Source organism: Pseudomonas sp. SDO5215_S409, from assembly GCF_054071325.1.
Window position 1 is genome coordinate 138,867 of the sequence record NZ_JBSVWN010000002.1, and the last position, 17,550, is coordinate 156,416.

The 17,550-nt window shown below is 64.9% G+C and carries 20 protein-coding genes; 5 read left to right on the plus strand and 15 right to left on the minus strand.

What is annotated here, in order from left to right:
* The 7 genes from ACW9H9_RS01485 to ACW9H9_RS01515 are packed head-to-tail and all read right to left on the minus strand — an operon-like array spanning position 1 to position 4,575.
* Positions 1–1,323, minus strand: a complete 1,323-nt coding sequence (locus tag ACW9H9_RS01485) for a FliI/YscN family ATPase (protein ID WP_457341232.1) — start codon at positions 1,321–1,323, stop codon at positions 1–3.
* Positions 1,320–1,898 carry a FliH/SctL family protein gene (locus ACW9H9_RS01490; protein WP_457341233.1) on the minus strand — a complete coding sequence of 193 codons (579 nt, stop codon included), beginning with the start codon at positions 1,896–1,898 and terminating at the stop codon, positions 1,320–1,322. Before ACW9H9_RS01490 ends, ACW9H9_RS01485 begins: the two co-directional genes overlap by 4 nt.
* Positions 1,891–2,508 (minus strand): type III secretion protein, encoded by a 618-nt coding sequence (locus ACW9H9_RS01495; protein ID WP_457341234.1) that lies wholly within the window; start codon positions 2,506–2,508, stop codon positions 1,891–1,893. Before ACW9H9_RS01495 ends, ACW9H9_RS01490 begins: the two co-directional genes overlap by 8 nt.
* Positions 2,505–3,287, minus strand: a complete 783-nt coding sequence (gene sctJ, locus ACW9H9_RS01500; RefSeq protein ID WP_457341235.1) for a type III secretion system inner membrane ring lipoprotein SctJ — start codon at positions 3,285–3,287, stop codon at positions 2,505–2,507. Before sctJ ends, ACW9H9_RS01495 begins: the two co-directional genes overlap by 4 nt.
* Before the next feature lie 4 nt (positions 3,288–3,291).
* Positions 3,292–3,741 (minus strand): hypothetical protein, encoded by a 450-nt coding sequence (locus ACW9H9_RS01505; RefSeq protein WP_457341236.1) that lies wholly within the window; start codon positions 3,739–3,741, stop codon positions 3,292–3,294.
* Positions 3,742–3,750: 9 nt separating this feature from the next.
* The gene (locus ACW9H9_RS01510; RefSeq protein ID WP_457341237.1) at positions 3,751–3,981 is read right to left on the minus strand and encodes a hypothetical protein; all 231 of its coding nucleotides are present in this window, start codon (positions 3,979–3,981) and stop codon (positions 3,751–3,753) included.
* Between the two features lie 30 nt (positions 3,982–4,011).
* On the minus strand, positions 4,012–4,575 hold the full coding sequence (locus tag ACW9H9_RS01515; RefSeq protein ID WP_457341238.1) for a type III secretion protein: 564 nt from the start codon (positions 4,573–4,575) through the stop codon (positions 4,012–4,014).
* A gap of 48 nt (positions 4,576–4,623) precedes the next feature.
* Between ACW9H9_RS01515 and ACW9H9_RS01520 the strand changes: the two genes are divergently transcribed.
* The gene (locus ACW9H9_RS01520) at positions 4,624–5,388 is read left to right on the plus strand and encodes a tetratricopeptide repeat protein (RefSeq protein WP_457341239.1); all 765 of its coding nucleotides are present in this window, start codon (positions 4,624–4,626) and stop codon (positions 5,386–5,388) included.
* Between the two features lie 8 nt (positions 5,389–5,396).
* Here the strand turns inward: ACW9H9_RS01520 and ACW9H9_RS01525 are convergent, their stop codons facing one another.
* The 7 genes from ACW9H9_RS01525 to ACW9H9_RS01555 form a co-directional block, all read right to left on the minus strand.
* Entirely contained in the window at positions 5,397–5,777 is a 381-nt protein-coding gene (locus ACW9H9_RS01525; protein ID WP_457341240.1) for a hypothetical protein, read from the minus strand.
* A 14-nt stretch (positions 5,778–5,791) separates the two neighbouring features.
* The gene (locus ACW9H9_RS01530) at positions 5,792–7,072 is read right to left on the minus strand and encodes a type II and III secretion system protein family protein (protein ID WP_457341241.1); all 1,281 of its coding nucleotides are present in this window, start codon (positions 7,070–7,072) and stop codon (positions 5,792–5,794) included.
* Positions 7,069–9,207, minus strand: coding sequence for a type III secretion system export apparatus subunit SctV (sctV, locus tag ACW9H9_RS01535; RefSeq protein ID WP_457341242.1), 2,139 nt, complete (start codon positions 9,205–9,207; stop codon positions 7,069–7,071). The genes ACW9H9_RS01530 and sctV overlap by 4 nt, the downstream gene beginning before the upstream one ends.
* Positions 9,204–9,539 (minus strand): type III secretion protein, encoded by a 336-nt coding sequence (locus ACW9H9_RS01540; RefSeq protein ID WP_457341243.1) that lies wholly within the window; start codon positions 9,537–9,539, stop codon positions 9,204–9,206. Before ACW9H9_RS01540 ends, sctV begins: the two co-directional genes overlap by 4 nt.
* Positions 9,539–9,895: a hypothetical protein gene (locus ACW9H9_RS01545; protein ID WP_457341244.1), complete on the minus strand. Its 357-nt coding sequence runs from the start codon at positions 9,893–9,895 to the stop codon at positions 9,539–9,541. Before ACW9H9_RS01545 ends, ACW9H9_RS01540 begins: the two co-directional genes overlap by 1 nt.
* A gap of 27 nt (positions 9,896–9,922) precedes the next feature.
* Positions 9,923–10,819: a SctD/MshK family protein gene (locus ACW9H9_RS01550; RefSeq protein WP_457341245.1), complete on the minus strand. Its 897-nt coding sequence runs from the start codon at positions 10,817–10,819 to the stop codon at positions 9,923–9,925.
* 124 nt (positions 10,820–10,943) lie between these two features.
* A complete protein-coding gene (locus tag ACW9H9_RS01555) occupies positions 10,944–11,105 on the minus strand; it encodes a hypothetical protein (RefSeq protein ID WP_457341247.1) in 162 nt (53 codons plus the stop codon).
* A gap of 576 nt (positions 11,106–11,681) precedes the next feature.
* On the opposite strand from ACW9H9_RS01555, the gene ACW9H9_RS01560 reads away from it, so the two are divergent.
* From ACW9H9_RS01560 to ACW9H9_RS01575, 4 genes are all read left to right on the plus strand, one after another.
* Entirely contained in the window at positions 11,682–14,900 is a 3,219-nt protein-coding gene (locus ACW9H9_RS01560; protein ID WP_457341248.1) for a type III effector HrpK domain-containing protein, read from the plus strand.
* A 68-nt stretch (positions 14,901–14,968) separates the two neighbouring features.
* A complete protein-coding gene (locus ACW9H9_RS01565) occupies positions 14,969–15,433 on the plus strand; it encodes a winged helix-turn-helix domain-containing protein (RefSeq protein WP_457341249.1) in 465 nt (154 codons plus the stop codon).
* Positions 15,434–15,547: 114 nt separating this feature from the next.
* The gene (gene sodC, locus ACW9H9_RS01570) at positions 15,548–16,069 is read left to right on the plus strand and encodes a superoxide dismutase [Cu-Zn] SodC (RefSeq protein ID WP_457341250.1); all 522 of its coding nucleotides are present in this window, start codon (positions 15,548–15,550) and stop codon (positions 16,067–16,069) included.
* Positions 16,070–16,169: 100 nt separating this feature from the next.
* Entirely contained in the window at positions 16,170–16,517 is a 348-nt protein-coding gene (locus ACW9H9_RS01575) for a hypothetical protein (protein ID WP_457341251.1), read from the plus strand.
* Positions 16,518–16,529: 12 nt separating this feature from the next.
* On the opposite strand, the gene ACW9H9_RS01580 is transcribed toward ACW9H9_RS01575, so the two are convergent.
* The gene (locus ACW9H9_RS01580; protein WP_457341252.1) at positions 16,530–17,393 is read right to left on the minus strand and encodes a Dyp-type peroxidase; all 864 of its coding nucleotides are present in this window, start codon (positions 17,391–17,393) and stop codon (positions 16,530–16,532) included.
* Positions 17,394–17,550: the final 157 nt, after the last annotated feature.

Below are 17,550 nucleotides of genomic sequence, written 5' to 3' on the forward strand. Positions count from 1 at the left end.
TCATGCCAGCACTTGCCGCATGCGGATCAATGTGTGTTCAAGGGAACTGGGTTCATCGGCGTTCTGGCGCAAAAAGGCCTCGATGGCGCCGTGGCGTTGGATCGCCTCGTCGGCCAGCGGGTCGCTGCCGGCGGAGTACTCCCCCACGCGAATCAGCATTTCGATTTCGCCGTAGCGCGCCATCAGCTCGCGGATGCGCTGGGCCAGGCGCTTGTGTTCCTCACCGGCGACGTGGTCCATCAGGCGGCTGCGGCTGCGCAACACATCCACCGCCGGGAAGTAGTTGCGCTGGGCCAGTTCGGCGCTCAGGACGATGTGCCCGTCAAGAATCGAACGGGCTTCCTCGGCCACCGGGTCGCTGGCGGCATCGCCTTCGGTGAGCACGGTGTACAGCGCGGTGATGCTGCCCTTGGGCCCCGGGCCTGCGCGCTCCAGCAGGCGCGGCAGGGTCGAGAAAAACGACGGCGGATACCCGCGCCGGGTCGGCGGCTCGCCCACGGCCAGGCCGATTTCGCGCTGGGCGCGGGCAAACCGGGTGAGGCTGTCCATCAGCAGCAACACGTTGCGGCCCTGGTCGCGGTGGTATTCGGCCAGGGTGGTGGCGACAAACGCCGCCCGCACCCGCTCGGCCGCCGGGCGATCGGAGGTGGCCACCACCGCCACCGTGCGGGCGCGGGCCTTGGCGTCCAGTTGCACGTCCAGCAGCTCGCGCACTTCGCGGCCGCGCTCGCCGATCAGGCCGATCACAATCACGTCCGCCTCGCTGTTGCGGATGATGCTTGCCAACAGCGACGACTTGCCCACGCCCGGCTCACCAAAGATGCCCATGCGCTGGCCGCTGGCCAGGGTCAACAGGCCGTCGATAGAGCGCACCCCCAGCGCCATGGAGCGCTCGATCAATTGCCGGGAAAACGGCGCGGGCGGCTCGGCGTGCAGCGGGTAATGCTGCATGGCCAGGGTCGGCGGCACGCCGTCGCCGTCAAGAAACTCGCCCAGGGGGGTGATGACCCGGCCCAGTTGCGCATCGCCCACGGCCACGCCCAGGCTTTCGCCGGTGGCGGTGATTTGGGTGCGGGTCGACAAGCCTTCCATGGAGCCGATGGGCGACAGGATCGCCTCGTCGCCATCAAAACCGATCACTTCGGCGCTCAGGCCGCGCCCGCTCACCGGGTCGCTCAATTGGCACAGTTCACCAATGCTGGCACCGGCCACACTGGCCCGCAGCAACACCCCGCGAATGCTCAGCACAGTGCCGTGCATGGGGCGCAAGCGGGCCTGGGCCAGGCGCTCGGTCAGGCGTGGCAGCAACTGCTCAAGGCTCATGCCACACCTTCTTCGGCGAACGGCAACAAGGCCCGGCGCAACGTTTGCAGTTGCGCCTCAAGGCCCAGCTCCACGGAACCTGCTGGGCTGCTCAAACGGGCCTGGCCGACGCCCAGTTGCACGTCGCCTTCCACGCTGATGCCGTCATTGCGCAGGCGTTGGCGCAAGGCGCTGACTTCGGCGGGCGGCACCCACAGGGTCAGGGCCTGGCCCTGGCGAAAACCACTCAGGGCCTGGCGTGTGCAGCGCAGCACGCGGTCGGTGGTGTCCAGCTCGCCGAGCACTTCACGCACGATGCCCAGGGCCAGGTCGGCCAGTGACGCTTCAAGCCCGGCCAGGTAGTGCTGCACCTGGGTCTGGGTGTCTGCCAGCAACTGCGCCACTTGGCCTGCGCCCTCCTGGCGGGCGCTTTCAAACCCCTCGGCGCGGGCGGCTTGCAGCCATTGGTCGCTGTCGGCCTTGATCTGTTCGGCCTGGGCCTTGGCGGCTTGCAAAAAGGCAAACCCTTCGGTCCACAGCGCCGCCTCCTCGGCGCGCAAAATGCGCGCGGTGGGACGGGTCGGCAATTCACGCATGGGGGACGTCCTCGGCCAGTAAATGGGCGGCAACGGTCTGCACGATTTCCAGGTCACGCGGCAACCGGCTGCTGTAGCCCCGGGGCGCGTTGAAGCGCAGTTGCAACCAGCCGCGCAAGGGCAGCGGCTGGGCGTGCAACCAGGCGGCAACACAGGTGAGGCCGTCGCGGTCGATGGCCTCGATCAACTCGGCAGGCTCACGCAGCAGGTCGGCCGCGCCGCCCAGTTGGCGGTGCGCCAGCGCCACGCTGAACACGTCGCTGCCCAGCCCTTCGCGCAGTGCGTTGACCACCTCGCGGCGGATCTCCCGGCTCAAGGTCGCGCCATGCCAGATCGCCCCGCACACCCTGGGCAGGCGGGCAAATTGCGCGGGGCTGAGCAGCAGCACCGGCAAGTCGTCGGGCGACGGCGCCAGCAGGCGACCCAATGGCGCCAACTGGTGATGGGCAATCAGCAAGTGCTCCAGGCGCCGCTGAAAACGCGGCTGGGCCTGCATCGCTTGCAGCGCCTGGTCCGGCAACCCTTCGGCAAAACACGCGCCCAGGCTGTGCAGGCCCACGAACTGCAACGGCTCGGCGATCAGCGCCTGCCAACGTTCAGACAGGCTCATTCAGCCTCCTTGAGCACATACAAGGCCTTGGACTGGCGACGCGCCCATTGCTGGCGGGCCAATACGCCGCACGCGCCGAGGGCGATCAGCAACAGGCCGCCGAACAGCAAGCGGGCCTGGTTGAGGTTGTCTTCGAGTACCCACACCCCCAAAAAGCGCGCCAGGCGCGGTTGCGCCGGGTTCTGGCTGATGGACACGGCGGCCTTGATGGCCGTCACCGAGACGCCTTCGTAGCTCAGGCCGGAAATGCCGTTGGCCACCAGGGTCTTGATCTGCGGGATCAGGGTGTTGATGTCGGTGCCCGGGTCATACCGCACCAGCACCGAGGCCGATGACGGCGAGATCACCCGCTTGAGCAGGTCGTTGTCCGGCAACACCACGTGCACGCGGGCCGACACGATGCCGTCGATTTGCGACACCGAGTGCGACAGCTCCTCGCTCAGCGCATAGACCATCTGCGCCCGCTCCTGCACCGGCGAAGACACCAGGCCGTTACCCTTGAACACCTCGCCCATGTTGGAAAAGGTCTGCTGGGGCAGGCCGGCGTTGTCGAGCAGGGTCATGGCTTCGGCAAAGCGCTGTTCGTCGACCACCACCTTGAGCTGCCCGTTGTCCTGCACCTTGCGCGAGGCGGGGATGCCGTCGCGTTGCAGCACGGCGACCATGGCGTTGGCTTCGCGCTCGCTGAGGTTGGTGTAAAGGTCCATGTCGCAGGCTTGCAGGAGGCAGGCCAGCAGGCTGATCAGCAGCAGGCGCAGGGCACGGTTTGGGCTTGGCATGGCGTTATTGACCCTTGAGCAGCGTGTTGGCGGAACCGGAGATCTGCGTGGCACCGCGCACCACCATCTGGGTTTCGATGGAGTAGTCGAACATCTTGCCCAGCGAGTGCACGATCTGGTCGACCTGTTGCTCGCCGACCTTCTTGGCGCCGCCCGCGCTCGCAGGCTCGCCAGCCGGCGGCGCCGCGCCGCGCAGGTCAGCGGCGGCCACCTGGGGCGGCGCCGACGGGTTGTTGGTGAGCAAATCGGCGCGCTCGGTAAACGTGCGCGAACGGTCGATGAAACTGTTCAGGCGCTCCATCAGGCCCGAGCCGATCTGGTGCGGGCTTGCGCCTTCGGGCATGCCCTTGGCCGTGTTGGCCATGTGCTCGAACAGGTTTTGCGAGGCCCCGGCGGGCCCCGCGCCAGCGGACGGCGGCAAGGCCGTGGCGCCAGCGGCGAGACTGATGGTCATGGCGGCTCCTTATTCCTCGTCGTCGTCGGACAAGGCGTCGTTCAGGATTTCCTGCATCTTGGGCATGATGATGAATTGGCCACCGATCATGACCGCGTTCTGCACCAGCGCCGTGTTGAAGTCGGCGTCGCTGGTGTCACTGGGTTCATTGGCCTTGGCGTTATCCACGGCGGCATTGAACTTGGCCTCCGGGGTGGCGCCACCCGGCGCGAGGTTGCTGTCTACGGCGGTTACGGACATGGTGCTGCTCCTTTGCTGGGATGGGATCGATCAAGGACTCTCGGTACTCACCTGGGCACCCCGGAACACCCGCACGCCGCGCTCGCGCGCCACCACGGGAGCCGCCTTGGGCTGCAGGTGATCCACATGCTGCTGGACCAGCGCCAGGTACGGCGGCGGCCCGGACACAAACACTTCATCGCCTTCAGGGCCATTGCGCATGGACAGCTGCTGGCCAAACACGTCCAGCCCGCTGAGATAGCCTTGCAACTGGTCCAGGTTCAGGGCGTTGGCCTTGAACAGTTTGGTGCTGATTTCGTCGCTGGCATTGAGGTACAGCAGCGTGCCGTCGAAGTACCAGGTGAGCCCGTTGGTGCTGCACAGGGTTTGCAGAAATTCCCCGGCCGTGGCGGCCCGCACGGTGCTGCGGGCCTTGCCGCGCACTTTGTCGGAGAGCACCACCGGCAGGTCCAGGTTGTGGCCGAACTCTTCGAGTGCGCTGCGGATGTCCTGGTCCACCAATACGTAGGCGTAGGGTTTGGCGAACCACTCGGGCTCGTCATCGGCAGTGGCCCTGGGCGCATTGAGCAACACCGAGAGGCATAGGAGTGCCATGCAAAATATGCTTACATGGCGGGCGCCCCTGCCTGACGAGTTGTGACGATGACCAAACAATTTTTGCTGGCGGCCAGCCTGGTGCTGGCTGCCTGTTCCAGTAAACCTGCGACGGATACCGATCGCTCCCTGCAACTGGCCAACGACCTGAGCAAACGCGGCGACTACGCCAGCGCGGCGGCGCTCTACGAGCGGGCAGCCCAGCAACCCGGCGCAGGCATCGACCTGTGGCTCAAGCTGGGTCAGGCACGCCTGGCCGCCAACGATGCGGTCAGCGCCGAACGCGCCTTCCAGCAAGCGCTGGACCTGGACGCGAAAAACCCCGACGCCCTGCTCGGCCTGGGCACCGCCCAATTGCGCCTGGGCAAGACCGCACGCGCCATCAACGCGCTGACTCAAGCCGCCGACCAGGGCCACCAACCCGTCGCCTACACGCGCCTGGGCATTGCCCAGGTGCTCAACGGCCAGGCCCGCGCCGCACAAACCGCCTTTGCCAAAAGCCTGAGCCTGCAACCCGACGACCTCGACAGCCGCTGCAACCTCGCGCTGGCCTACGCCTTGGGCGGGCAGGCGCAGCAGGCGCTGGACACCATCGCCCCGCTCGCCCAGTCCCCGCGCGCCCTGCCCCGGCACCAGCGCAACGAACTGCTGATCATGGTGCTGGCCGGTTACGAGCAACGCATCTCGAACCTGGCCCTGGACGACATCCCCGCCGCCGAGCGCGAGCGCCTGATCGGCGAAGCCAAACGCATCAAGGCGATTGCCGATCCGGTGGCCCAGGCCAAGGAGCTGGGGCTGGTCGACACCCATTGAGCGACGGCTCATTGACCACCTCCGGGGGCGCCGGCCTTGGCTTCTTGCTGGGCCTGGCGACGTTGCAACTGCTCGCGGTCAAACCCTTCGATATACACCTGCGCCGCCCGCCCGACCGGGGCGGCCATGGCCGGGCCAGTGGCGCGGCCTTGGACCAGGTCCTGGCGCTGCTCCACCATCTGCATCAGGTTCAAGTTGTTGGCACAGCCCAAGGCCAAGGTCGGTTTAAAGTCCCCGTCCAGCCCGATCTCGTCCTTGGCCGCCGGCTGCTGGCACTGGCTCGGCACCCCGCTGCCCTGAAACTCGGACGAGTAATACACCGGGTCCAGATGAGTCTTGCAGCCCATCAACAACACCGGTAACAGCACCAAAACGCGCGAAGTCTTCATGGCGGGCTCCGTGATCAATTCATGTAAAAGCCGAACGCGCCGCCACTGCGCGGCCCCGTCGCCGCCGCCGTCGCAGGTTGAGCGTCCAGCGGCGTGGCCAGCGTGCGGCTGCGCACCGGCTCCACCAGGTACGGCGTGATCAAGATCACCAGCTCCGTCTCGTTGCGCTGAAAACGCTTGGAGCGAAACAGGTTGCCCAGCACCGGCAGGTCGCCCAGCAACGGCAGCTTTTCAATGTCCTGGCTGCTCTCGCGCTGGAACAGACCGGCGATCGCGAAGGTCTGCCCGCTGCCCACTTCAACCCGGGTGTCGGCGCGGCGCACGCTAAAGGACGGCACATGGAAATTGCCGAAATCCACGGTGCCGCCACTGACCACGCTGCTCACTTCGGGGCGCACCTGCAGGGCGATCCGGCCGCTGGGCAGCAGGGTCGGGGTAAACAGCAGCGACACGCCGAAGGACTTGTATTCGATGCCCACCAGGTCGCGGTTGACCGGCACCGGGATCGCCACTTCGCCGCCCGCCAGAAAGCTTGCGGTCTGCCCGGTCATCGCGGTGATGTTGGGCTCGGCCAGCACCTGCAAAATTCCGTTGGCTTGCAGTGCGTCCAGCATGCCGTCGATGTTCACATTGCCCGACCCGGCCCCCGCCGCCGCCAGCCCGCCGGTGGTCGCCGCCGCCAGCGGGCCGCCGGTGATCAGGCCAAACGAAAAGGTGCCGTTGTTGAACATGGCGTTCCAGTTGACCCCGTAATGCAGCAGCTCCGAACGCGACACTTCGGCAAAGCGCACACGCAGGTTCACTTGCGCGGCACCGGCGTATTCGGTGGTGTTGACCGCGCTCTGAAAGCCCTGGCCCTGGGCATTGAGCAAGGCATTCAAGTCGGTGGCCTCGCCCACGCTGCGCACGGTGCCCTGGGCAATCAAGCGGTTACCGGCGCCGCTGACCTGCGCGGTGCTGCCGGGGTGCAATTGCTGCATGGGCGCGGTCACCGCCTGGGTTGCACTGCTGACCGCCAGGTTGAGGCTGGCGACCTGTTTGCCGTCGCTGCCCAGCGCGATCAGGCTGGTGTTGCCCGGCGCCTTGCCAAAGATGTAAATCGTGCCCGGGGACACCACCTGCAAATCGGCGATGCCGGGCTCTGCCACCAGCACCGATTCCACGGGCGCCGCAAAGTGCAGGATGCGCCCTTCGCCCGACGCCAGGTTGATCGCGCCCTGGGCGCCATTGGCAATGTCCTGGGCCACGCACACAGACGACACCCACACCAGCAACAACAGAACAAAACGGATCATGAGGCAGACGCCAGGGAAGTGACGGAAGCCGCGCCAACCGCGCGACGGTTCGAGATATCGGTGAGGCTGATGGTGACCAGCGCTTGCAGGTTGTACTCGGTGGCCAGCTCGCGAAACGACAGCACTGCCAGCTCCAGCTCACCGCGCATCACCAGGCGGCGCAGGGTGCGACGCAGTTCGGGATGCACCAGCAACACCGCGCTGTTGGCTTCGCGGATTTTGTCGCAGGCACTGCGCAGTTGGGTGAGCAAGGCGCGGTTGACCTCTTCGGGGATGGCGTCGCGGTTGGGTTCTTGACGGCGCAGGGAGGCGCGCAACTGGTCTTCCAGCCCCGGCGCCAGCACCAGCGCGCCGATCACCCGGTTGCGGTCGGCGTATTGATGGCTGATCTGGCGCGCCAGGGCCGCCCGCAGGTGCTCGGCCAGGCGGCTGGCGTCGGTTTCACGTGCGCCCCACTCCACCATGGCTTCCAGCAAGGCGCGCTGGTTGCGGATCGACACGCCTTCGGCCACCAACAGGCGCAGGGTTTCGGCCACCCGCTGCAACGGCACCAGGCGCAGGGCTTCCTTGACCAGTTCGCCGTAGCTGGCTTCGGTGCGCTCCAGCAACAGGCGGGTTTCCTGGATACCCAGAAAGTCGGCCGCGTAACGGCGCAGGCTGCGCTCCAGCACGCCGCGCAGGACTTCGTCAGGCAGCAAAAACCCAATGCCAGCGTTGCGCAGGGTGTCTTCGTGCTGGCGTTCGATCCAGTGGGCGGCGCGGCTGTTGAGCGGCGAATCGGCTTGCAGCGTGGCGATGTCCAGCAACTGCACGTGCACCGGATCGTCCTGCAACAGCAGGTAGCCCACCGGCATTTCGCCTTCGCTCACCGGCACGCCTTCAAGCGACACGCGGTAGCTGCCCGCCCCGGCTTTTACATCCCGGTAGACCCCGGGCACCGACACGTCCACGCCCAATTCGCTACGCAGGTCGTGGCTCAGGGCTTCGATGCGTTGGCTCAACAACTGGCGTGGCGCGCTCTGCGCCAGGTCGCTGCCCAAGGTCAGCAGCACGCGGGTGTCGGGGACCACGTCGTAGTCTTGCTCGTCCTGCGTTTGCACCACCGGCTCCAGCGGTTCGACCAGCACAGGCGCCTCGACCGGATCGGTGCGGGTATGACGCCGGTACATAAAAAACGCGCCCGTGCCGAACACCAGCGACAGGCCCAGAAACACCCAGGTCGGAAACCCCGGCAACAGGCTGACGCCAATCATGATCAGCGCGGTCAACCCCAAGGCCCGGTAGCTGGCCCCCAGTTGCTTGAGGATTTCACTGCCCAGGTCGCCCGCTTCCCCGTCGCTGTTGACGCGGGTGACCACCGTACCGGCCGCCACCGAAATCAGCAGCGCCGGGATCTGCGCGATCAAGCCGTCACCCACGGTCAGCAGCGAGTAGGTGTGCACCGCCGTGCCAAACGGCATGTCGCGCTCGACCATGCCGATCAGCATGCCGCCCAACAGGTTCACGGCCAGGATCACCAGGCCTGCGATGGCGTCGCCTTTGACGAATTTCATGGCGCCGTCCATCGCACCAAACATCTGGCTTTCGCGCTCCAGCCGCGAGCGGCGGCGACGGGCTTCGGCCTGGTCGATGTCGCCGTTGCGCAAGTCGTTGTCGATGCTCATCTGCTTGCCGGGCATAGCGTCCAGGGTGAAACGCGCCGCCACCTCGGCGACCCGCTCGGCGCCCTTGGTGATGACCACGAACTGCGCCACGGTGATGATCAGAAACACCACCATGCCCACCACCACTTGCCCGGCGATCACAAAGTCGCCGAACGCCTTGACGATGTGACCGGCGTCCCCGTGCAGCAGGATCAAGCGGGTGGTGGTAATGGACAGGGACAGACGAAACAGGGTGCTGAGCAGAATCAGCGGCGGCAGCGCCGAGAACTCCACCGAATGGCCGATGTAGAACGCGACGATCAGGATCAGGATGCTCAGCGCGATGTTGAGGCCGATCAGCGAGTCCACCAGGTAGGTGGGCAACGGGATGATCATCATCACAATCGCCATCAGCATGAAGGCGACGATGATCACGTCAGTGCGCTTGGCGGCGACGCGCGCCATGGCGTTGAGGCGCTGGTTGAGCGTCATGCGGCCACCCTGCGCGCGGCCAGGTAGCGCTTGAAGCACTGGCGGGCCTCGTCCTTGAAGTCGCCGTACCACAGGGCGCGGGCCCGCAGCAGCAACAAGCTGGCGGACTCGCCTTCCAGCGCCACCAGCCGGTCCAGCGCCGACAGCGCACGGCCAGCATCACCGCTGTCGGTGAACGCCAGCACCAGGGAGCGCAACAGGGCGCCGTCCTCGGGCGCCACGCTGGCGGCGATCAACAACATCACCAGGGCCCGCTGGGCCTGGCCGTTGCGCCGATACAGCTCGCCAACCCCCTTGAGCAGTTGCACCGCGTCGTCGTTATCGCGTGACATCAAGCCTGTACCTCCGCGCGTTGCTGTTCGAGGTTGCGGCGCATCTCGATCTCCTCGCTTATCAGGTCATGGGCCAGCGCCTTGATCTCGGGCTCGGCCTCAAGGGTTGGCAAAATGTGCTGCATCACATGCTCCAGCAGCTCCAGCGAACGGGCGCTGCCAAACAGCAACGAATCGACACCGGCGGCACTGGTCAGCGCTTCCAGGTCGCTGCGCAGGGAGCTTTTGGACTGGACCTTGCGCGTCTTGAGCACCGCCTCGAAGGCGGTGGCCTGGCGTGAACTGACCGGGCGAATTGCCTCGACCGGGGCGCTGCGCACATCACTTTGGATCAACGGACGGGGTTCGACTTTCATCCCGGGGCCTTAGCTAAAAAAGCGCAGTCATAAGGTAAACGTGAAGTGTTCGTCGCCACGGGCGAGGACCACTTGATTGTTCTCGATGCGTTCAAGCACCCAGTTGTCCGCCAGCGCTGCCCCGGGGTACAGGCGTTTGCCGCTGTCGTTGATCACGTACGGATGAGTGCCGAACCACACCGCCTGGAAACGCACCCGTGGCCGGGCCGCTTCGGCGCGCACCGCCACGCGGGGGTTAAGGACGATCTGCTGGCCGTAACGCTGGTCGAAGGCTTGTTGCAGGGCGACCCACTGCTCTTTTTGTGCGGACTCGAACGTGCCGACGGCATTGAGTTGGCCGTCCACATCGTTGACTTTCACGCCTTCCAATCTGGCCGCCAGCAGTTGCTGTTCGAGCCAGGCCTTGGCCTGTGCGCGGGACGGTTTGGGCGACGGGCTGACTGCCACCGCCGCCACGGCCTGGGCAGGCGCCGGGTCGTGGCGAAAGGCCAACGCACACGTGCCCACAAACAGCAGCGCGCCCGCCACGGCCCAGGGCAGGTAGCGGTGCCTGGCGGCTGGGGCTTTTTCAACCGCGCCCGGTACGGCCAGGCTCACGCCTGCGTTGCCGATGCGCAGTTGCAACGGCAGGCGCGTGCGGTGGCCGCTGCCTTGGGGCACGTGGATTTCACCGGCAGGCGTGCCGGTAATCACCACATCGCCCCCCAGGGCCTCTACCGCCACAAAGCCTGCGTCGAATCGCAGGCGCAGGTGCAGGTCGGCGATGCCGGGGTCGCTCAGTAACAGGTCGGCCGCGAGCGCGGCGCCAAGGGTATAGACCGGTTGGTCGAGCATCAGGGAACTGCCCTGGTGCAAACCGTGGGTCACAATCAGGGTCGGCACGCCGTTGGCGGCGGGCAGACCTACGCAAATCAAAGCTGTCATGGCTGGGCTTACCCCCTTGAGAATCACAGGGCGCAACCACGCCTGTGCCGATCAGCAACGGTGCAACGGGGTACTGCTTAAGAGGCAGGTATACGGGCGGCGCCGGCGCCGCCCGTATGGCAAATCAGTTCTGCGGACGCTGTTTGGTGGCGTCGAGCTCTGCTTTTTTCGCGGTGCTGATTTCGGTGATCTTGGCCGACTTTTCGATGGCCATGTTGAAGGTTGCTTCCATCTTCGCGATTGCGTCGTCGGCGCCGCCCGAACTTACTGGTGGAGTAGTAGCCATGTTCAATCTCCTTGCATCGATAGGGAAGTTATCCAGTTGCACGTCAGCACACTGAAGGTATGCAAACCGACTCAAACTCTCAGCGTCAGACAGTGAGTCGCCGTCGGTTTGCATGGGACCCATACTACTCACGATCAAAATTCGTTTGCTGTGAAAGCTTGTGAAACGTTTAGACGGACGGTTGTGAAAAATTCGGCTCAACCTGGCGTTGAGCCAAACTCACCTCCTGAACGTCACGGAACTTTCGCCGAAAAAACCCGACAGGCTACAGCCCAATGATTACGGGCCTCTTGGATTAAAAGCGCGGAGATGAAGGCCCGTTCAGGCCGATAAAAACCCGCCGAGGTGGGCTGAGCACACGACGTTTGTCGGAAATAACGCGGGCAACTTCACATTTCTGGCTCATAGCACTTCGCCCAACTTTATAGATATTTCAATTTGTAACAAAAGCGACTTAATCATCGCGTTTTATATCTCGGCGCAGGCGTGCGCGCTGCCACCTTTTGAACTTGCGCACGCCGCTACTTAGTGCCCTTGCACTAACAATTTGGATATAAGACAACTTCCAGGTGCTCTATGACTGCGATCCCGAATGGCCTTGATCCTGCTGAAAAGACAGGGACGGACGGCTCCCGGAAAAAATTCGAAACCGCACTGTTCACCGCCGTCGACCGCCCCGCTTTCGACCCTTCGACGATTCGCGGGCCGTCGATTCCACTGCCCTACCAGAACGTGCAGGCGCCGGTGAACAACACCATCACCTACACGCCGCTGGGCAGCGACAAACCGGTCACCCTCAAGCAGATCGACAACCCCCGCCTGTTCGAGCAACTGGTGGACCAGTACAACAGCCAGCAGAACGACGCCAGCTTCGAAAAAAACCTGGCCGACAGCAAAAGCGCCGGTTACACCGAAGCCGACGCCAGCACCGTGGCGCCGGGCCTGGGCAACTACAAATTCATCAGCAGCACCACCGAGCTGGGCCCTGGGCTGATGCGCTACGAGACGTTTTCTGGCGAAAAAATCGTGGTCAGCCAGAAGGAAACGCCACAGCTGTTCGCCCAGGTCAGCGGTGACTCGACCAAGATCTTCGCGATCAACGCAAGCCAGGCCGAAGGCTACCGCCTGGCTGGCCCCGACGAGACGTTCGACCCGTCCGCCGCCATCGGCCCGCCAGAAGAAGTCGGCCCGGGGCTGATTCGCTACACCGCGGCGTCCGGCGACAAGGTGATCGTGTCCCAGGATGAAACCCCGGCGCTGTATGACCAGATCGTCAAATTGCAGGCCGGTGCCGCCGGAGCACCCGGCGCCGTGGACACCTCCTGGATCGACAACGCCTCCTTTGGCGTGTCTGGCGCCAAGGACTGGGACACCATCACTGGCAACACCAGCGGCACGCCCACCAAGGAAGAACTGGACCTGAACCGGCCACGCGCCGCCGCCCAGTTGCTCTCGCAAAACTGGGATGCGTGGGGTTTGCACGGTGCACCGATCGACTTCGCCAACCCGCCCAGCACCCTGCCGCCCGAGGCCCAGGCCGTGCTCAAGTTCGTGGCCAGCAGCCCCAATTTCGGCGCAGCGCTGGACACCGGCGGGCGCGGCAAGGCCGATCGGGTGATCACCCATGCGGACGTGGACCACTTCATCAGCAACACCAACAGCGACCTGGGCGCGGCGTCCAAGTCCTATGGCAGTTTCCTGGGCAACAACCCGGGTGACCTGGCAAAGGCCAACGCCAAGTCCGCCGCCATTTTGATGGCCAACGAAAGCCTGGTCGCCGGTGCAGGCCCGGCCATGCTGCCGGGTGCCACAAACCAGCGCAGCAACGACGGGATGTTCCGCGCCGATAACTTGCAGGCCCTGGGCAGCGACTCGGCGTTGAGTTCCGAGCTGACCGGCGCGGCGGCCATGTGGTCCAAGCCAGGGATGTTCCGCGCCCTGGAAACCGGCGGCGATAACCCGGCCACCGGCAAGTCGGACGGCATCGGCACCCGCGACAACATCGGCGCGTGGCTGGAAAAACAAGCCCCCAAAAGCGACAGCGACACCCTGACCTTCCTGGACAGCGCCGCCACCCGTGACGCGGTGGCGGGCGTTGACACCTCGGGGCTCACCGCCGACGTGCTGGCCAACCCGCAGAACTACACCGGCGAGCAAAAGGCCGCGGTGCTGGTGCAACTGACCGACGCGCAAACCCGCCTGTTGGTCAGCGACTACGTGCCCAACGAAGGCTTGATGGACAAGTACACCTCGCCCAACTGGGGCCTGAACCCCAACGAGGACAAGATCAAGGCGCAGTTGCAGAGCGCGATCGAAACGCTGTCGGCCGACCCCGACGTGCAAGGTTTCCTGCAAAACAATCGCGGCCCGGCGCTGGCAGACATTGTCGACAGCGACCCGACAATCAAAGTCGCGATGCAGAACTACAACGGCAACGACATCGAGTCGGGCAAAAACCTCACCGACAATCTCAATGCCAAGGACGCCAACGGCAAGCCGATCGACATGGGCGTGGGCCTGCAAAACGCGGCCAACGACGCGACCATCGTCAACCTGGCCCTGGGCGGCAACGGCCATGTCGACCTCACGGCCCTTGCCGACAAGGCCGGGCAAAGCGACGCGATCCAGCAGTACTACAAAAACGAGCTGGTCACCGGCAAAGCCTTCACCGACGCGGTGGCCGGTGGCATGGACCCCACCGTGGCGGCCAACAGTTTCGCGGCCAGTACCGCCTCGGCCCAGGCGTTCCTGGGCGACAAGGCGTCTGCCGATGACGCGGCGACGTTGCAGGTCAACTTCAACGAAGCGCTGGGCGACACCCTGCTCGGTAGCGCCAGTACCGACACGCTCAACGTCACGCTGGGCGATGGCAACGGCAATTTCGACGAAGCCAAGGTGACGGCGGCCATCAACGATGCCGCGCAAAAAGACCCCGAGATGTTTGTCACGGCCGACGGCGGCAAGATCGACCCGGCGCAGGTGGTGTCCATGCTGCGTTCGGTGTGGGACATCGGGCGCCAGGGCGACAAGATCGCCGACGCCCTGCCCAAGGCCATCGAGGGCATGAAGTTTGGCGATGTGAGCCCGGCGTTCAAGCAAGGCCTGTTGCACATTGGCAGCGCCGTGTTGATGAGCGGCGTGCTGATCGCGCGTTCGGCCAGCGGCAGTACCACGCCGGTGGCCGATGCCAACCGGGTGTCCGCCGGGTTGCAGTTCACCGGCCTGTTGCTGGAGGGCGGCACCAAGTACGCCAAGGAAGCCGGGTACGGCGTGACCTGGGTCAACCGCCCGGATGGCGGCACCATCGGTGACTTCCCCGGCAAGATCCCAGTGGGCAAGGGCCCGCTGTCACCCCAGCAGATCGCCAATATCGGCGTGGCCGGTAAGGTCATCGGTTCGGCCGGCGGCATTATCGGTGGCGTGCTCGGCGTGATCAGCGGCGTGGACTCGCTGAAAAAAGGCGATTACCTCACCGGCAGTTTCTCGGTCGCCACCGGCGTACTCGGCACCGGCGCGGCCGTGGCCGGCCTGGTGGAAGCCGGGGCCGGGCTCTACGGCGCCTCGGAAGTGGGCGCCGTGGCGGGCACCTTGAGCGGCATTTTGGGCGGCGCCGCCGCGATTCTGGGCGGAATCGGCAGCGCGTTCCTGCCTTTCGCCCTGGCCGACGCCCACGGCAAGGCGCAAGACGCGTTCTACGGGCAACTGGCGCCGATCCTCAAGCAGTACGGCCTGACCGGCGGCCCCGAAATGCCGGGCGACTACCCGGCAGACCCGATTCCCCCCATTAACACTTGAACCCCCATGAACCTTGCGCGACAGGGAGACACGCAAGGTTTTGTTCCACACCGCACAAAGGTATTCACATGACGTACTCACAACGCAGCTCCCTTGAACGCGAAGCGTCCCTTGAGATCCATTTCGGCCCTTATCAGCTGCTGCCCAAACGTCATCTGCTGCTCAAACACGGCGAACCCGTCAGCCTGGGCAACCGCGCCCTGACGCTGCTGATCGCCCTGGCCTCGCGCCCCGGCGAACTGCTGGAAAAAACCGAATTGCTCGACATCGGCTGGCCACGGCTGGTGGTGGAAGAATGCAACCTGCGCACGCAGATCAAGACCCTCCGCCGGGCCTTGGGGGATGACGACGCCTCCTACATCGCCACGGCGGCGGGCCAGGGTTATCGCTTTGTCGCGCCGACCTGGGTCGAACGTGCGCCGGTCCAGCCTGCGCCACGCCCCGTGGTGCTGGGGGTCTACAGCTGCCGACGGTGCATGAGTGTGGAGCGGGCGCCGTCGTCGTCGGTGGCCATGGAGATGCTCAACGGCTGAGCCTCGGGGTTTATTCCGCTGGAAAAATTTGTTTTTCCGGCGGAATTATTTGAACGGCCGGGCTGTTGTATTTCCTGACACTGCCCAACACCCATAACTATCAGGAACCCTCCCATGTCTCGTATCCACTGGCTCAGCCTTGTCAGTCTCCTCGCCATCGGCAGCGCCCAGGCGGCGTCCTTGCAAGTACCGGTCAACCTGGTGAGTGCCGACGGCGCCCCGCAGCCGATTGGCACCGTGACGGTCAGCGAGTCGGCCTATGGCCTGATCTTCACCCCAGACCTCAAATCCCTGCCCATGGGCATCCACGGCTTTCATATCCATGAAAACGGCAGCTGCGAGGCCGGTGTGAAAGACGGCGTGAAAGTCGCGGCCCTGGCCGCTGGCGGTCACTTCGACCCGGAAAAAACCGGCAAGCACCTGGGCCCTTACGCCGACGGTCACCTGGGCGACCTGCCTGCGCTGTACGTGAACATGGACGGCACCTCCACCAACCCGGTGCTGGCGCCGCGCCTTAAAACCATCGCCCAGATCAAGGGCCACGCCCTGATGCTGCATGCCGGCGGCGACAACCACTCCGACATGCCCAAGCCTCTGGGCGGTGGTGGTGATCGCGTGGCCTGTGGCGTGATCTAATACCTGCGTTTTTACACAAAAAAGGCCGGTCATTCGCGTGACCGGCCTTTTGTCGCCTTCTCGACACCTTCTCAGAAACCCTGCCCCCGTTGGACACCGTATGAAACTGCCCCTGATCTGCGCCGCCACAGCCCTGCTCCTGACGGGTTGCGTCCAGTACGACTGGTACAAAGACAACACCACCCGCGAGCAAAAGGACCGACAAGTGCTCAGCTGCAGCGCCGACGCGATTCGCGCCGTGCCGCCCAGCTACGTGGTCACCAGCGAGTCATCGCAAACCACCGGCGACAATTGCAGCCCGTATGTGCAGAACAAGTGCGGCAAGCGCGCACACAGCTACACCAACACCACCTACAACTCCACCGACCTCAATGAAAACGCCCGGCAAGTGGTGATCAAAGACTGCATGTACAAGATGGGCTACCGCCAGATCGAGATTCACCGCTAGGGGGGCTAGCGCTTAGCGAGGCAACGCGCTGAGGTCCAGGTGCCCGTCCTTGAGCGACGGGCACCAGTAATAGCCGCCGGTCAGTGGCGTGCTGATGCGGTACAGGCCGTCGACGATGCCGTCTTCCAGGCCGCTCATGCGCCGCAGCTGCGCTTCGAACGCGTCGAACGAATGGCCAAAGGCAAGGAACATCAGCCCGGCCTGGCCGTTCTCGGCCCACGGCATGGAGCGGCGTACCACAAAGGCCTCGGGGCTGAAGCTTTCCTGGGCGGTGCGCTTGACGTGGGCCGACTCGGGCGCGTCGTCCAGTTCTTCGTTGTCGCCATGGCGGCGGCCGATGATGTGGTCGCGCTCCTGGGGCGCCAATGCGGCAAAGCCGTCCAGGTCGTGCTGCCATTGCTGGATCGCGGCAAAGCTTGCACCCCCTTCGACAATGGCCGCCTCGACGGCAGCGTCGTCGTGGGGGTTTTCGGTGCCGTCTTCGTAGTCGGTCAGGTCAAAACCGGTCTTGTAGCGAAACCCTTCGGTCATTTGCACCAGGCTGAACGCCGGGGCCAGGGCCTTTTCAAAGGCGCGACTGCGCAGCAGCAACTCGCCTCGGTCCACGCCGTGCAACCACACCCACAGCGCGTGCTGGGTCGACGGGTTATTGGCCCCCGGCCCGCTGATGGAAGGGAACGGGCGCAGCCCGTCAATGTGCGCGCCGAGGGCCTGAACCAACGGTTCACCCAAGCCCACCACCACCGCCGAATCCGTCAGGTGCACCAGCGCGTCGAGTGCAGCGGGCACGGCGTCCACGCTCTGCACGGCAAAAAACAGATGGCGTGCCTGCAACGGCACCGGTGCGGCAAGAATGCCCGGTTGGTAGTGACTCATGTGAACTCCTTCAAGAAAGGCGCGCAGTTTACCCGGCGAGCGCCCGGTTGTGCGCAAGGTTTTCCAGGCGGTGCTCGGCCCAGCCCAGGCACTGATGTGTCTGGCCCTTGCCACGCGGGCCTTGGATGGGTGACTCTCTAGACACGTTTTGCAATCA

Coding starts and splice junctions, on each gene's coding strand:
- ACW9H9_RS01495 (WP_457341234.1), bottom strand. CDS start 2,508: ATGAGCCTGTCTGAACGTTGGCAGGCGCTGATCGCCGAGCCGTTGCAG.
- ACW9H9_RS01490 (WP_457341233.1), bottom strand. CDS start 1,898: ATGCGTGAATTGCCGACCCGTCCCACCGCGCGCATTTTGCGCGCCGAG.
- ACW9H9_RS01575 (WP_457341251.1), top strand. CDS start 16,170: ATGAAACTGCCCCTGATCTGCGCCGCCACAGCCCTGCTCCTGACGGGT.
- ACW9H9_RS01530 (WP_457341241.1), bottom strand. CDS start 7,072: ATGATCCGTTTTGTTCTGTTGTTGCTGGTGTGGGTGTCGTCTGTGTGC.
- ACW9H9_RS01540 (WP_457341243.1), bottom strand. CDS start 9,539: ATGTCACGCGATAACGACGACGCGGTGCAACTGCTCAAGGGGGTTGGC.
- ACW9H9_RS01545 (WP_457341244.1), bottom strand. CDS start 9,895: ATGAAAGTCGAACCCCGTCCGTTGATCCAAAGTGATGTGCGCAGCGCC.
- sodC (WP_457341250.1), top strand. CDS start 15,548: ATGTCTCGTATCCACTGGCTCAGCCTTGTCAGTCTCCTCGCCATCGGC.
- sctJ (WP_457341235.1), bottom strand. CDS start 3,287: ATGCCAAGCCCAAACCGTGCCCTGCGCCTGCTGCTGATCAGCCTGCTG.
- ACW9H9_RS01505 (WP_457341236.1), bottom strand. CDS start 3,741: ATGACCATCAGTCTCGCCGCTGGCGCCACGGCCTTGCCGCCGTCCGCT.
- sctV (WP_457341242.1), bottom strand. CDS start 9,207: ATGACGCTCAACCAGCGCCTCAACGCCATGGCGCGCGTCGCCGCCAAG.
- ACW9H9_RS01555 (WP_457341247.1), bottom strand. CDS start 11,105: ATGGCTACTACTCCACCAGTAAGTTCGGGCGGCGCCGACGACGCAATC.
- ACW9H9_RS01565 (WP_457341249.1), top strand. CDS start 14,969: ATGACGTACTCACAACGCAGCTCCCTTGAACGCGAAGCGTCCCTTGAG.
- ACW9H9_RS01515 (WP_457341238.1), bottom strand. CDS start 4,575: ATGGCACTCCTATGCCTCTCGGTGTTGCTCAATGCGCCCAGGGCCACT.
- ACW9H9_RS01485 (WP_457341232.1), bottom strand. CDS start 1,323: ATGAGCCTTGAGCAGTTGCTGCCACGCCTGACCGAGCGCCTGGCCCAG.
- ACW9H9_RS01520 (WP_457341239.1), top strand. CDS start 4,624: ATGACCAAACAATTTTTGCTGGCGGCCAGCCTGGTGCTGGCTGCCTGT.
- ACW9H9_RS01510 (WP_457341237.1), bottom strand. CDS start 3,981: ATGTCCGTAACCGCCGTAGACAGCAACCTCGCGCCGGGTGGCGCCACC.
- ACW9H9_RS01550 (WP_457341245.1), bottom strand. CDS start 10,819: ATGACAGCTTTGATTTGCGTAGGTCTGCCCGCCGCCAACGGCGTGCCG.
- ACW9H9_RS01560 (WP_457341248.1), top strand. CDS start 11,682: ATGACTGCGATCCCGAATGGCCTTGATCCTGCTGAAAAGACAGGGACG.
- ACW9H9_RS01580 (WP_457341252.1), bottom strand. CDS start 17,393: ATGAGTCACTACCAACCGGGCATTCTTGCCGCACCGGTGCCGTTGCAG.
- ACW9H9_RS01525 (WP_457341240.1), bottom strand. CDS start 5,777: ATGAAGACTTCGCGCGTTTTGGTGCTGTTACCGGTGTTGTTGATGGGC.